The following is a 13782-nucleotide window of genomic DNA, read 5'->3' as shown; positions in this document are numbered from 1 at the left end:
CGGCCGAACCCCCGCCACGGCGGTGGGAGGGCCGGGCGGGGGACTCGAACCGTATTCGAATGGTTCGTCCGTACGAGGGAACCGCCCCCGCGTCCGGGCCGGTCAGGAGGGGCGGCGCCGGAGCGCGACGGTGACTCCGCCCGCCGCCAGCAGCGCCAGGGCCGTGCCGCCCGCGAGGAGCGGGCCGTCGGCGCCGGTCGCGGCCAGTTCGCCGAGCTGGGGGCCCGGAGCGGAGCCGCCCGTGGTGCCGCCCGTGCTTCCCGTGGATGCCGCGCCGCCGGTCGTGCCGCCGGTCGTTCCGCCGCCGGCGGACGGGTTCACCACGATCTTCGCCGTGTTGTTGACGCGGTTCTTGTCGAACGGCAGCGTCCCCCACCGGTGGTCGCCCTTGACGAACGCGACCCGTCCCGTGGCGTTCGGTACGACCTTGTCGATCCGCAGCCCGAAGACGTAGGCGCGCTCGCTGTCCTCGTCGGCGTAGTTGTACGGAGTCGTGCAGCGGTACGTCGCCGCGGCCCCGGCGGGCTCGCAGAACTCCGGGACCTTCGTGACCCTCGTCCCCTTGGGGATCCCGACGTCGAAGACGCCGATCGGCCCGTAGACGTCGTTCCTCGCCCACGCCGGGCCCTTGTTGGCGAAGGTGACCTTCGCGTTCACGGTCGTGCCCGCCGCGCCCGTGACGGTCGACCCGGTCAGCGCGAAGTCCGCCGTGTTCCGGGCGGTGATGTCGACGCCGAGCTCGGGGCCGTGGACGGTGCCGGGCGCCTCGGGCGCGGAGCGCTCGACGAGGGTCAGCACCGGGTCGGCGCCGCCGCCGTGCCCGGTGCCGTCGGGGAAGGTGCCCACATCCGGGAGGATGTGCACGTCGAGGCGCTCGTACAGGGCCCGTTCCTTCAGGTCCAGGCCGATCGGCTCGGCGGGCTCGTGGACGGTGCCGGGCTCCAGGGTCTGCTCGATGTCGCAGACCGCGTTCACCTGGGCCGGCCCCTCGTCCTGGGCGGGCGCGTCCTCGTACACACAGTTGGAGTACCTGTCGGCGTACGCCAGGCCCTGCGAGCCGCTGAGGTAGAGCACGACCCGGGTGGCGGGCGCGTCGCCGGTGTTCTTCACGGCGAACGACACCTCCGCCGCGTCGCCCGGCTCCACTCCCTCGATCGGCTCGGCCGTCTGCTCGAACACCAACTCGGCGCCGGAAGCGCCCTGTTCGGCGGCGGCGCCGGGCGCCGACCCCAGCGACCAGCCGAGCGCCGCCGTGACGGCCGCGCCCGTCGTCAGGGTGAGCCCGCGTGAGCGGTGTGTCGGTGAAGCCGATGTCATGGTGTCCTCCGGGGGCCGTCCGCACCGGGTGGCGGCCGGGTGTGGAAGGGAAGACACGCCGGGCGACCGTACGGTTGTACGAGCCGGTGGAGGCGTCCGGCGCGGGGCTCAGTCGTGCGAGGGGCGGCCGTCGAGCTGATGGTCCGCCAGGTTCAGCGCCTCGTCGATCACGCGCCGCAGATGGCCGTCGCGGAGGCTGTAGACGACCCGGCGGCCCTCCTTCCGGGTGACGACCAGTCCGGCGAGTCTGAGCTTGGCGAGATGCTGGCTGACGGCGGGGCGGGCCGCGCCGCACACCTCCGTCAGCGTCGACACATCCGCCTCGCCGCCCGCCAGCGCGTGCAGCAGGACCAGCCGCGTACGGTCCGCGAGGACGGCGAAGACCTCCGCCGCGAGGGTGAACTGCTCCTCGCCGGGGACGGGCGGATGGCCGCCGCCGGGCTCGGAGGACGGTTGCATGCGTGCGCTCATATGCACATAATGGCGAACGGGGCACGCCGCTGTCCACCGGCCCGTGCCCGGCCGCTTCCGCTCGTCCCTGCCCGGTCCCCGCCGTCCGCGCGTCGGAAGGTCATCGCCATGAACGACCCGCACGGCCCCACCCGCCGTCCGCCCCACGGCGACGCGCACGACCACCCGGTGGGTGACGGCCCGAACCATCCGCCGGTTCACGGGAGCGACCACCGGCCGGTTTCCGGGAGCGACCACCCGACTGTCCACGGCCCCGGGCACGACCATCCGGCGGTCCCCGGGCGGCACGACCACCTGACTACCGACGGGCGCCACGATCCCCCGCAGGTCCACGCGCACGACCACCCGGTGGATGACGCGCACGGCCACCCGGCGCCACACGGCCACGGCCACGACCACCCGCCGGTTCACGCGCATCCGCCCGGCGGCGCCGCCGGGCGGCTCGCCCGCGCGCGCCACGCGCTCGGCCATCTCCTCACCCCGCACTCCCACGCGTCGGCCGACAAGACCGACCAGGCCCTCGAATCGTCGGCGAAGGGCATGCGCGCCCTGTGGGTGTCGCTGGCCGTCCTGGGCGTGACGGCGCTCGCCCAGGTGGTGGTCGTGATCCTGTCCGGCTCGGTGGCGCTGCTGGGCGACACCGTCCACAACGCGGCCGACGCGCTGACCGCGCTGCCGCTCGCCGTCGCGTTCGTCGTGGGGCGGCGCGCGGCGACCCGGCGGTTCACCTACGGGTACGGGCGGGCGGAGGACGTCGCGGGCATCGTCATCGTGCTCACCATCGCCGCCTCGGCGGTCCTCGCCGCGTGGACCGCCGTGGACCGGCTGCTCGACCCGCAGCGGATCGGCTATCTGCCGGCCGTCGCGGTCGCGGCCGTGGCCGGCTTCGCGGGCAACGAGTGGGTGGCCCGCTACCGCATCCGCGTCGGCCGGGAGATCGGCTCGGCGGCCCTGGTCGCCGACGGGCTGCACGCCCGTACCGACGGTTTCACCTCCCTCGCCGTCCTGCTGGGCGCGGGCGGCGCCGCGCTGGGCTTCCCGCTCGCCGACCCGGTCGTGGGTCTGCTGATCACCGGGGCGATCGTGTTCGTCCTGCGTGACGCGGCCCGCGAGGTGTTCCGCCGGGTGATGGACGCGGTCGACCCGGCGCTCGTGGACGCCGCCGAGTCGGCGCTGCGGGAGGTCCCCGGTGTGCGGGGGGTGGGGGAGTTGCGGCTGCGCTGGATCGGGCACCGGCTGCGCGCCGAGGTCGCGGTCGAGGTGGACGGGGAGCTGACGGTACGTCAGGCGCACCGGCTCGCCGTCGAGGCCGAGCACGCGCTGCTGCACGCCGTGCCGAAGCTGACCGCCGCCCTCGTGCACGCCGACCCCGCCGTCCCGCCCGGCGGTCCGGACCCCCACGCGGCGCTGATCCACCACGCCACGCCGGAAGGTCATGGACACGCCCCCGCGCGCCGCCCCCATGTCGCCTGAATGCCACCGGAATTGACGATTCGTCGGTAATGTCCCGCGTGGCGGGCCGCTCAGGCTCTTGTCGGTGCCATGACACGCTCACTAGCGTGTGCCGGGTTCTCCTCCCCCCACCGAAGGAGCCCGGCATGAACGACCGAGCCAGACCCGCGTACCGACGCCGTCTCGCCGCGACCCTCGCCCTGCTCGCCTGCGCGGGCGTCGCCCTCGCCACGCCGCCCGCCGGGGCGGCCGACGGCCAGAAATCCACGCGCGTAGCGTCCGCGCCCGCCACCTGGTCGGCGGACCTCACCCGTATCACCTCCGACGACGTCAACGTCCGCTGGACCGACGGCGCGCTGCGCGTACGCAGCACGGCCTTCCGCCCCGCGTCGGCCGAGTCCGGCCGGGGCTACGGCAGCCAGGTCCTGGCCCCCAGGGAACTCGACGCCCCGGTCAACCGGATCAGCGCCGACCTGACCGCCGCCACCCCCTCCGCCGACGCCTCCCCCACCTCCTCCCCGAGCGCCGGCGCCGAGCCGGCCGTCGACGTACGGGGCCGCTCGGCGGGCGGCGCCTGGACCGAGTGGACACCGGCCGACGGAGGCCCCGCGCTCCTGCCCCGCGAGGTCACCACCGTGCAGGCCCGGATCACCCTCTGGGACCCGGCGGGCGAGGCCCGAGTCACCGGCCTGCGGCTGACGGCCGAGAAGGGCGCCGGAGCGCCGCGCACCGCCGCGGGCGCGACCGCCTACTCCGCACGGGTCTTCGCCACCCGTGAAGGACTCGTCGGCGGCACCACCGCCAACGGCCACGTCATCCAGCCCAACGACCACTTCGTCGCGCTGCCCTCACGAAGGGGACTGTCGCCCAACGGCAGCGGCCAGTACTCCGTGAAGGTCTGCGGCCCCGCCCGCTGCGAGACCGCCCCCGTGTGGGACGTCGGCCCGTGGAACATCAAGGACGACTACTGGAACCCGTCCCCGACCCGCGAGATGTTCAAGGACCTGCCCCAGGGCAAGCCGGAGGCACAGGCGGCGTACGAGAACGGCTACAACGGCGGCAAGGACGGCTCCGGCCGTACGGTGCTCAACCCGGCGGGCATCGACCTCGCCGACGGCACCTTCTACAACGTCGGCCTCAACGACAACGGCTGGGTGACCGTCACCTACCTCTGGACCGGTGACCAGTCGGGCAAGTCCTTCCCGACCTGGGGCACTGACGTCCGCATCCGCCAGCAGGCGACCACCGCCTCCGCCGAGGTGGCACGGCTGGCCGGTCCCACGACGGTCAACGTCACCTGCCAGGTGCACGGCCAGCGGATCACCGTCGACGGGATCACCAACGACGGCTGGGCCTATCTGCCCGCCTACGGCGGCTACATCTCCAACATCTTCGTCGATGTCGTGGAGCAGTGGCTGCCCGGCGTACCGAACTGCTGAACCGGCCGGGGGCCGGGACCGGGGCGACTTCGCCCGGCCCCGGCCCCCGGGCCTCTCCGACTCACATCACTAGCGCACCACGGCCATCTCCCGCTCCGAGGTGTTGAGCCGCCGCCCGCCCGAGGCGGTGACGGTGACGATGTCCTCGATCCGGACACCGAAGCGGCCCGGCAGATAGACGCCCGGCTCCACGGAGAAGCACATGCCCGGTACGAGCGGCTGCTCCTCGCCCTCGACCATGTAGGGCGGCTCGTGCGTGGTGACCCCGATGCCGTGGCCGGTGCGGTGGATGAAGTGCGGGCCGTACCCGCCGTCGGCGATCACCGCGCGCGCCACCCGGTCCACCTCCTGGCAGGCGATGCCGGGCCGTACCGCCTCGCAGGCCGCCCGCTGCGCCTCCCGCACCAGGTCGTGGACGCGCCGCTCCTCCTCGGTGGGCTCGCCGACGTGCACGGTGCGCGAGGTGTCGGAGCCGTACCCCTCGTACAGACCGCCGAAGTCGAGCACGACCATGTCGCCGTCCTCGATGATCCGGTCACCGGCCTCGTGGTGGGGATTGGCGCCGTTGGGGCCGGAGCCGACCACGGTGAAGTCGACCCGGGAGTGCCCGAACCGGCGCAGCAGCGCCGCGAGGTCCGAGGCGACCTCGGACTCCGAACGGCCCGCGAAGGACACCCTCTTGATCTCCTCGTACGCGGCGTCGGCGGCGGCGCCCGCCGCGGCGAGCAGCTCCACCTCACGCGTGTCCTTGACGGCGCGGAGCATCGGGAGCGCGTTCGTCAGCGGGGTGTACGAGGTGCCGGGCAGCGCCTCCTGGAGGCCGATGAGGTGCAGCGCCCAGGTGTTGTCGCTGATGCCGTACCGCCCCGTGGTGCCGAGCAGGGGCGCGGTCACCCCGTACGGGTCGGTGCCGTCGGTCCAGTCCCGCAGGGTCAGCGCGGACGCCCCGGCGGCCCCCTCCGCGTCGGGCGCCTCCAGCTTCGGCACGACGAGAACGGGTCCGCCGTCCGGGGTGAGCACCAGCAGGGTCAGCCGCTCGGTGTCGGCCGGCGGCGCGTACCCGGTGAGCCAGACCATGTCGGGTCCGGGTGCCACGACCACACCGGCCAGCCCGGCGCCGACCGCCTCCCGCACGGTGCGGTCCATCCGGGCGCGGTAGTCGTCGGCGGTGAAGGGAACGATGGGTGCGCTGCTGCCATTCATGCGGCCATCCTGCCGCCGTCGCGGACCGCCCCGCGACCCCGTTCACGGAAGTCACCGGGATCGCGGCGGCGGCCCCGGGCCCCGCGCGGGTGCCGGGCCGCCGCAGGCCGGCACGGGCGCCCGGGAAATAGGTGGTGGGCCCGGCCGGGACGCGTTAGATTTCCCTCGTTCCTGAGGGACCCGGTCGGGTCCCCGTCGGCCACTCGTGATCCAGGAGGTGTGCACCCATGGCTGTCTCGGCGCCGGGCCCTGCCCGCGATCAGCTCGCTGTCCGTGTCACCTCCGTGGTCTCCGGCTGACCTCTCGACTCTCTCCGCGCCCGAACGGCGCGTGGCCGGGGCCGCCCCCTTGAAGGGTTTCCCTTGTCTTTCTCCTCCGCCTCCTCCGAGGCTTCCTCCGCCGCGCTCGCGCTCGCTCCCTACGGCTGGGACGACGGCTGGGCGGCCGAGTTCACCCCGTACGCCGCACAGGGCCTGCTGCCCGGACGCGTCCTGCGGGTCGACCGGGGTCAGTGCGACGTCGTCACCCCCGGCGGCACGGTGCGCGCCGACACCGAGTTCGTGGTGCCGCGCGACCCGATGAAGGTCGTGTGCACCGGGGACTGGGTCGCGGTCGACCCCGGCGGCGACCCCCGGTACGTGCGGACGCTGCTGCCGCGCCGTACCGCGTTCGTACGCTCCACCTCGTCCAAGCGCTCCGAGGGCCAGGTCCTCGCGGCCAACCTCGACCACGCGATCATCGCCGTGCCGCTCGCCGTCGAGCTGGACCTGGCGCGGATCGAGCGTTTCCTCGCCCTGGCCTGGGAGAGCGGCGCCCAGCCGCTCGTCGTGCTCACCAAGGCCGACCTGGTACCGGATCCGACCGGCCTGTCGTATCTCGTCGACGACGTCGAGACCGCGGCGCCCGGCGTGCGGGTCCTCGCCGTCAGCGCGGCGACGGGGGAGGGGGTCGACGTGCTGGCCGCCGTCGTCGCGGGAAGCACGAGCGTGCTGCTCGGCGTCTCCGGCGCCGGGAAGTCGACCCTGGCCAACGCCCTGCTCGGCGCGGACGTGATGGAGGTGCGGGCCATCCGGGACGTCGACGGTAAGGGCCGGCACACCACGACCACCCGCAATCTGCTGGTGCTGCCCGGCGGCGGCGTGCTCATCGACACCCCGGGCCTGCGGGGCGTCGGGCTGTGGGACGCCGGGCAGGGGGTGGGGCAGGTCTTCGCCGAGATCGAGGAACTGGCCGGGGACTGCCGGTTCCACGACTGCGCCCACGGCAGCGAGCCGGGCTGCGCCGTGCTCGCCGCGCTGGAGGACGGGTCGCTGTCCGAGCGGCGGCTGGAGAGCTACCGCAAACTGCTGCGGGAGAACCAGCGCATCGTCGCCAAGACCGACGCCCGGCTGCGGGCCGAGATCCGCCGCGAGTGGCGGCTCAAGGGCGCGGAGGGCCGCGCGGCCATGGAGGCCAAACGCGGCGGCCGGGCCCGGTAGACAACAGGTGGTCGGCGGGGCCGGGCTCCCGGACAGCGGGAGCCCGGCCCGGTCAGACCGCCTCGTCCAGACCCCAGCTGTGGATCTTCCGCGGATGGATCCGGATCAGCTCCTCGCTGAAGTGCGGTCCCAACTCGTGCGGCCCGGTGAGCAGTTCGGCCTCACCCCGGATGTCCACGCCCCGCACCTTCCAGGGCTTGAGGCTCACGACGTCGTCCACCACCAGCGCCACCTTCGGGTTGGCCCGGAGGTTCCGCCACTTCTTGGTGGTGCCCAGCGCGTACCCGCCGATCAGGATCGTGCCGTCCGGCTGCGGGAAGAACCCCACCGGGTTGGCCTGCGGCTGGCCCTTCGGATCGACGGTGGCCAGCCGGCCCAGTCGCTGGGAGGACAGGTACGAGCGCTCGGCCTCGCTGAATTCGGTCATGACACCAGCCTCACACGCCCGTCCCGCCGCCGCCCGCCCCCTCCGGGGAGACACCCGTCCCGTCACCCGGTCACCTCGCGACGTGCCCCCGGCTACAATCCGGGGCCTGAACGCACAGGCTTTCCGGGGGAGTCCAGGGTGTTGCGAGTCGATCTCCGCGGGCGGGAGTTGGACCGGCTGCGCGTGGCGGACGGGGCCGACGCGCTGTGGGAGGCCGCGCTCAGCCTCCATCTGCTCCAGGACCAGCAGGTCCCGCCGGCCTTCGCGCCCTGGCGCCGCGAGGTCCGCTCGGCCCTGGAACGGGCCGGACTCGCCTCGTCCGTACGGGAGTTGATGCTGCTCTGCCCGTCGGCCCAGTACTTCCCGGACTTTCTCACCCCCGGCCGGGGCGAGTTGGACCTCGATGTCGGCCTCGACCAGCTGCTGTCCACTCCCCGCCGCCGTCTCGTCGCCGAACTCACGCGACTCTACGCGCGCAGACGAGGCCCGCTGCCTCCCACCGTACGGCGGCTGGCCGACGGCGACACGGAGGCGCTGGGCCGGCTCGCCACGGTGCTGCGGCGCTACTACGCGGTCGCCGTGGCCCCGTATCTGCCCGCCCTCCGGGCCCAGGCCGCGGCCGACCGCTCCCGCCGCGCCGAGGCGGCGCTGACCGGGGGAGCGGAGGGACTGCTGGCCAGTTACGAGGAGATGCCCGGCTGGCGCCGCGAGGAGGGCATCCTGCGCACCCCGTATCCGGTCAGCCGTGAACTGCTCCTCCAGGGGCGGACGTTGACCCTGGTGCCGGGCTTCTTCTGCGTCGGGACGCCGCTGGCCCTGGTCGACGACGCGCTGCCGCCGGTGCTGGTCCACCCGCTGTCCCCGGCACCCGGCTGGCTGGCACGCTCCCGGCTGGGCGAGGCGACCCCGCCGGTGGCCCAGCTGATCGGCACCTCGCGCGCCCGGCTGCTGGAACTGCTCGACCGGCCGATGACGACGACGGGGCTGGCCGGGGCGCTGCGGATGTCCCCCTCGACCGCGAGCCGCCACGCCTCCGTGCTGCGCGAGGCGGGGCTGCTGACCTCCCGCAGGCACGGAAACCGGATGATGCACCACCGCACCCGGTTGGGGAAGGCCCTTCTTGACGGGCCCGCCCCCTGAGGCGGTGGTGCATCGGTGGTGCCTGACCCGGCCGGCGGTGCCGGAATCCGGGACGGCGTGTGCTGAACGGCCCTCAGCGGGTCAGCAGTTGGGCACGCCCGGCAGCCACGGCTCCGAGACGTCGATGAAGATGTTCGAGATGTAGCCGCCGTAGGCCGGCAGGTAGGACCACGCGTCGTTGCTGTAGCCCTGGTAGTTGACGAGCTGTCCGCGCTTCTGGCACTGGACCTTGACCGTGGTCGGGCCCGCCAGGCTGGCGACCTGCGCCGAGGTGGTGGTGGCCTCCTTGCGGATGCTCACACCGGTGCCCCACGTCGGGAACGACGTGCCGCCCGGGTCGGGGTTGCCGCCGCCGCCGTTGACGAGCGACATGTAGTAGGTCCAGTTCCAGTTGGCACCCGGGTCGGTGTGGTCGTTGCCCGGAACCTCGCTGTGGCCGACGATCGCGGCGCGGGTGCGCGGGATGCCGTACTTCGAGGTGAGGTGACGGGTCAGCGCGGCCGACGAGCGGTACATCGAGTCGGTGAACCACGACGGATCCGCGACGTAGCCCTCGTGCTCGATGCCGATGGAGCTGGCGTTGGCCGAGCGCGCGTGCCAGGCGGTGTTGGCGTCCCGCACCGTCTGGGTGACCTGGCCGTCCGACGAGCGGATCACGTAGTGCGCGCTGACCTGCGAGGCCGGGTTCTGGAACCAGCTGATGGAGCCGGCGTACGAGCCCTGGGTCACATGGATGACGACCTTGTTGATCGCCGACGTGCGGCCCGCCTGGTAGTTCGAGGTGCTGGCCGGGACCCAGAGGGCCGCCGGGTAGTCGTCGCTCAGCACACCGAAGTCGGAGGCGATCTTCGCGTACTTGCCGCGGTCCGGCGTCACCTTGCGGGCCTTGACGAGCACCTGCTCGTTGCCGGCGACCTGCGCGCGTAGACCCTTGTTGAGCAGGTCGTACGCGGCGTCCGCGTACAGCCGCGCCGTACGGTCGTCGGCCGCGGCGCCGTACGCGGCGGCGACCGGGTACCACGCGGCGAGCGAGTCGCGCCCGGTGGCGTCCAGGCCCTGCGTGTCGGCCTCGGCGCGCAGGACGGCGGCGGCGCCGCGGATGTTGGCCACCGTGTCCTTCTTCAGCGTGGCGACCGGGACACCGGTGAGCTTCGCGGCCCGCTCCAGCGTCTTGTGCTCCGGCTGGCTGACCAGGTGCATCACGCCGTAGCCGTTGGCCTGGCTCGGTCTGCCGCCGTGACCGTCGAGGTGTGTCTCGCCGTATCCGACCGCGACGAGCAGGTCACGCGGGACGTCGTACGCGGCGGCGGCCTTGGCGAACGCCGTGTTCATGGCGGCCGGCGCGGCGTCGGGGGCGGCCTCGCCGCCGGGGTAGGGGGCGGCGGTCGCCGGCTGGCCGGTCAGGGCCAGCGACGCGGCGACGACGGTGCCGAGCAGCACGGCCCGGCCGCGCCTCCAGCCAGTCATCAGAGTCATGGTTGTTCTCTCCGCTCTCTGGTGCGCGGGTCGGCGACCCGGCGCACAGGTGGGGGTAAGGCGGGGTGAGGAGCAGTCAACTCCCGTGGTACGTCCGTGTCTTGTGACGGCGTGCACGAGTGGGGACGGTGCCGACGCGGTACGCACTCTGCCGCACGGACGGCGTCCGACGCCATGGTGGAGCGCGGACTTGTCAGGAGCAAGACATTTCATCTCCGACGAAAGGCGCCGCCCGGTCGTTGTGACGGGAGCCGCCCGTCGCTACCTTTTGCCGGGTCTCGCAGTGGTCGCGGCTCGCCGCCCGACCCGCTGCTTCCCCCCACAACCGGGAGCACTCGTGACCCGTCTCAGACGCCTATCGACCACATTCGCCGGTGCGCTCCTCGTACTCGCGGGGATCCTGACGGTACCCGCCGCGGCGGCGGAAACGGCCGAAGCGGGCTCCTCCGACACGGCATCCGCGGCGGCGGCCCCCACGTTCAAGGCCCCCTACCCGTGCGGCCAGCGGTGGACCTACAGCCACCACTCCGCCGAGGTGCGCCGGGCGCTGGACTTCGTACGCGCCGACGGCGGCACCACCAACGGCACCCCGGCCCTCGCGTCGGCCGCGGGCACCGCGACCCGGCACAGCCAGCCGAGCGGCGCCGGCAACTACATCTCCATCGACCACGGCGGCGGCTGGACGACGTACTACTTCCACCTCGGCTCGTTCTCGGTGGCCAGCGGACAGCAGGTCGGCCAGGGCCAGCAGATCGGCACCACCGGTTCCTCCGGCAACTCCTCCGGCCCGCATCTGCACTACGAGCAGCTGCTGAACGGCGTCGGGCAGAACATCGTCATCAACGGCGCCGGTCTTCCCTACCCGGGCAGCTACAACCAGTCCTTCCTCACCGGCGACAACGGCTGCGGCGGCGGAGGCGGCGGAACGCCCTTCCGGACCTGGGGCACCGATGTCGCCGTACGCGCCGACGCCCGGCTCGGCGCCGCGCTCGTGACCCGGCTGGCCGGACCCACCAGTGTCCATGTCGTGTGCCAGAAGCAGGGCGACACGGTGAACGCCGAGGGTTACTCGAACAACTGGTGGAGCAAGCTGCGCGACCAGGGCGGCTTCGTCTCCAACATCTACATCGACCATCCGGCGGCCCAGCTCCCCGGAGTGCCGCTCTGCTGACCGGCGCGGCCGGTGACCGGTCCCACCGACCGGTCACCGGCCGGCCTCGCCGTACGCGCCGGCACCCTCGGCCCGGTGGGTTCCGTCAGCCCCAGAGCGTCGCGCCCAGCCAGGCGCCCAGCACCAGCAGACAGCAGGACAGCTCCACCAGCACCGGATACCCCGCCGACCGCATCACCGCGCGGGTCGACGCCCAGCCGTCCCGGTGGCTGCCCAGCCGGACCCGCTCGACCGCGTAGATCCCGCCGACGAAACCCGGGACCACGCCCACCACCGGCAGGACGAAGAACCCCACGATTCCCGTGAGCCCCCCGGCCAGCAGCGTGCGCCGCCGGATACCGCTCGGGCGGGTCCGCCGCGACGGCAGCAGCGGTCGGAGCGCCTGGCTGAGCAGCAGCACCGCCGTGGACCCGATCAGTACGCCCCAGGCGAGGGCCGAGGTGTCGCTCAGGGCCCACCAGACCACCGCGGCCCAGACGATGGCGGGCCCCGGCACTCCGGGGATCAGTACGCCGATGACGCCCAGCAGTATCACCAGGCACACCAGCACGAGCTGCCCCACGTCCATCTGCCCAGAGTGCCGGACACCGCCCGGCGCGGCACGCGGGGCAGCCGGCCTGCCTGCCCGGGGGACCCACACCGGGGACCACCGGACACCCGGCCGCGCGCCGGCCCGCCCGGACGGGACCGCGCGCGGGGCCGGTGGACACGACGGATCGCGTACCGGTCGCCCACCCGTCCGCGTACGGACACCGACGGGACCGCGCGGGCTCCCCGGGACGGACTCACCGCCGTGCGGCGCGGGCCACCCAGCCCTTCTCGTACGCGTGCCACCCCAGCTGGAGCCGCGTGGTCACACCCGCCAGCTCCATGAGCGCCTTCACCCGCCGCTGTACGGTGCGCAGCCCCAGGTCCAGCTGTTTGGCGACGCTCGCGTCCGTCATCCCGGCGAGCAGCAGCGAGAGCACCTCCAGATCGGTCTCGCCCGGCCCCCCGCCCGCCTCCTCGGCCACCGTCACCTCGTCCCGGCGCGCCCCGCCCGGCACCAGACGCAGTGGAAGCGCGTCCCGCCAGACCGCCTCGAACAGCCCCGACAGCGACTCCAGCAGCCCGCTCGCGTGCACGACCAGCGCCGCGGGCTCCGCCTCGCCCCCGGTCAGCGGCACCATCGCGAGGGTCCGGTCGGCGATCATCAGCTTCGTCGGCACCCGGTCGACCACCCGTACCTGTTCGTCGCGGCCGAGCGCCGCCGACAGCTCGGCGATCCCGTCCGGCAGCGACAGCACCGCGCGCTCGATCACCACGCGGTAGCGGACACCGCGTGTCACGACCCGTTCCTCGGACTCGTTCTCCGCCCCCGCCACCACCACCGGCCGCCCGGTGACCAGCGCGCGGACCTCCTCCGTCGCGCCGAGCTGGAGCTGGTGGAAACGGTGCGCCACGGCGCCGGCGCCCGTCACCACCTCCACCAGGTCGTGCACGGCGGGCCCCGCCGACTCGGCGCGGTACTCCTCCGCGAGGAGGACGGCGGCCAGCTCTGCCCGCTCCAGCTCGTGCCGCTGCTGGGTGAGCAGCGCGCCCAGCGCCACCGCCGGCGGCGCGGCCACCCAGCGCCCCGTACGGGAGGACGACTGCGCGGCCAGCCCCTGCTGTTCCAGCCGTCGCAGCGCGCGTTCGGTGTCCCGCTCCGGCAGCGCGAGCCGATGCGCCAGATCGGCCGCCTCGGCCGCGCCGAGCGCCACCAGCGCGCGGTACGCCGACTCCTGTCTCTCGTCGAGACCTATCGCTCCCAGCACCCCTGTACCCCTCCCCGGACGTAGCCGTTCCCACCAGCGGTTCGTGGCGGATACCGGCCACGGCGTAAACCCGCCGCCGACATCATCCCTGTATCACGCGTCACTCTGCCAATGTGGTGACATTGCCTGATCAACAGACCGCAAAGATATGCCTCAGGGGTATTCGTGCGAGCCCACCCGGTTGGCCGGATAAGCTGATGACCCGGACGTACCCGCCGAACCCCGACGAGTCGCTGCGAAGCGAAACGGCGTACGGTCGATGTACGAGGGTCCCCGACCGTTTCCGGCCGGGACCCGGCCCCGGATCCTGGTCGGCGCGCCCGGCGCGCCCCGGCCAGCCGAACGTCCGCCGGGCGTCCTTCCCGTGGGGGGTGGGGTCGCCCGGCGGACTCGGTTCGCGGGCCCGGCGGCG

12 protein-coding genes are annotated in these 13782 nt (G+C 73.6%); 5 read left to right on the top strand and 7 right to left on the bottom strand.

What is annotated here, in order from left to right:
- Positions 1-102: 102 nt before the first annotated feature.
- Positions 103-1317, bottom strand: a complete 1215-nt coding sequence (locus OG875_RS04310) for a hypothetical protein (RefSeq protein WP_330172876.1) — start codon at positions 1315-1317, stop codon at positions 103-105.
- Positions 1318-1425: 108 nt separating this feature from the next.
- On the bottom strand, positions 1426-1788 hold the full coding sequence (locus tag OG875_RS04305; RefSeq protein WP_330172875.1) for an ArsR/SmtB family transcription factor: 363 nt from the start codon (positions 1786-1788) through the stop codon (positions 1426-1428).
- A 348-nt stretch (positions 1789-2136) separates the two neighbouring features.
- Here OG875_RS04305 and OG875_RS04300 point away from each other — a divergent pair, with 348 nt between their 5' ends.
- Together OG875_RS04300 and OG875_RS04295 are read left to right on the top strand one after the other, a co-directional pair.
- A complete protein-coding gene (locus tag OG875_RS04300; RefSeq protein WP_330177602.1) occupies positions 2137-3261 on the top strand; it encodes a cation diffusion facilitator family transporter in 1125 nt (374 codons plus the stop codon).
- Positions 3262-3386: 125 nt separating this feature from the next.
- Positions 3387-4679, top strand: a complete 1293-nt coding sequence (locus OG875_RS04295) for a hypothetical protein (RefSeq protein ID WP_330172874.1) — start codon at positions 3387-3389, stop codon at positions 4677-4679.
- Between the two features lie 69 nt (positions 4680-4748).
- On the opposite strand, the gene OG875_RS04290 is transcribed toward OG875_RS04295, so the two are convergent.
- Positions 4749-5882: a M24 family metallopeptidase gene (locus tag OG875_RS04290; RefSeq protein ID WP_330172873.1), complete on the bottom strand. Its 1134-nt coding sequence runs from the start codon at positions 5880-5882 to the stop codon at positions 4749-4751.
- Positions 5883-6244: 362 nt separating this feature from the next.
- Here OG875_RS04290 and rsgA point away from each other — a divergent pair, with 362 nt between their 5' ends.
- Positions 6245-7360: a ribosome small subunit-dependent GTPase A gene (gene rsgA, locus OG875_RS04285; protein ID WP_330172872.1), complete on the top strand. Its 1116-nt coding sequence runs from the start codon at positions 6245-6247 to the stop codon at positions 7358-7360.
- Positions 7361-7412: 52 nt separating this feature from the next.
- Here rsgA and OG875_RS04280 read toward each other — a convergent pair whose 3' ends face one another.
- On the bottom strand, positions 7413-7787 hold the full coding sequence (locus OG875_RS04280; protein ID WP_330172871.1) for a PPOX class F420-dependent oxidoreductase: 375 nt from the start codon (positions 7785-7787) through the stop codon (positions 7413-7415).
- A gap of 138 nt (positions 7788-7925) precedes the next feature.
- Between OG875_RS04280 and OG875_RS04275 the strand changes: the two genes are divergently transcribed.
- Positions 7926-8927 carry an ArsR/SmtB family transcription factor gene (locus tag OG875_RS04275; RefSeq protein ID WP_330172870.1) on the top strand — a complete coding sequence of 334 codons (1002 nt, stop codon included), beginning with the start codon at positions 7926-7928 and terminating at the stop codon, positions 8925-8927.
- Between the two features lie 81 nt (positions 8928-9008).
- Here OG875_RS04275 and OG875_RS04270 read toward each other — a convergent pair whose 3' ends face one another.
- Positions 9009-10403, bottom strand: coding sequence for an N-acetylmuramoyl-L-alanine amidase (locus OG875_RS04270; protein ID WP_443079060.1), 1395 nt, complete (start codon positions 10401-10403; stop codon positions 9009-9011).
- Between the two features lie 337 nt (positions 10404-10740).
- Here OG875_RS04270 and OG875_RS04265 point away from each other — a divergent pair, with 337 nt between their 5' ends.
- Complete coding sequence (locus OG875_RS04265; protein WP_443079059.1) at positions 10741-11574, top strand: M23 family metallopeptidase; 834 nt, start codon at positions 10741-10743, stop codon at positions 11572-11574.
- 85 nt (positions 11575-11659) lie between these two features.
- On the opposite strand, the gene OG875_RS04260 is transcribed toward OG875_RS04265, so the two are convergent.
- Both OG875_RS04260 and OG875_RS04255 read right to left on the bottom strand, forming a co-directional pair.
- On the bottom strand, positions 11660-12142 hold the full coding sequence (locus OG875_RS04260; protein ID WP_330172868.1) for a DUF456 domain-containing protein: 483 nt from the start codon (positions 12140-12142) through the stop codon (positions 11660-11662).
- 217 nt (positions 12143-12359) lie between these two features.
- Positions 12360-13370 (bottom strand): helix-turn-helix domain-containing protein, encoded by a 1011-nt coding sequence (locus OG875_RS04255; protein WP_330172867.1) that lies wholly within the window; start codon positions 13368-13370, stop codon positions 12360-12362.
- Positions 13371-13782 lie beyond the last annotated feature (412 nt).

This window comes from Streptomyces sp. NBC_01498, assembly GCF_036327775.1.
GTDB lineage: Bacteria > Actinomycetota > Actinomycetes > Streptomycetales > Streptomycetaceae > Streptomyces.
This window is presented reverse-complemented; position numbering and strand designations above follow the sequence as displayed.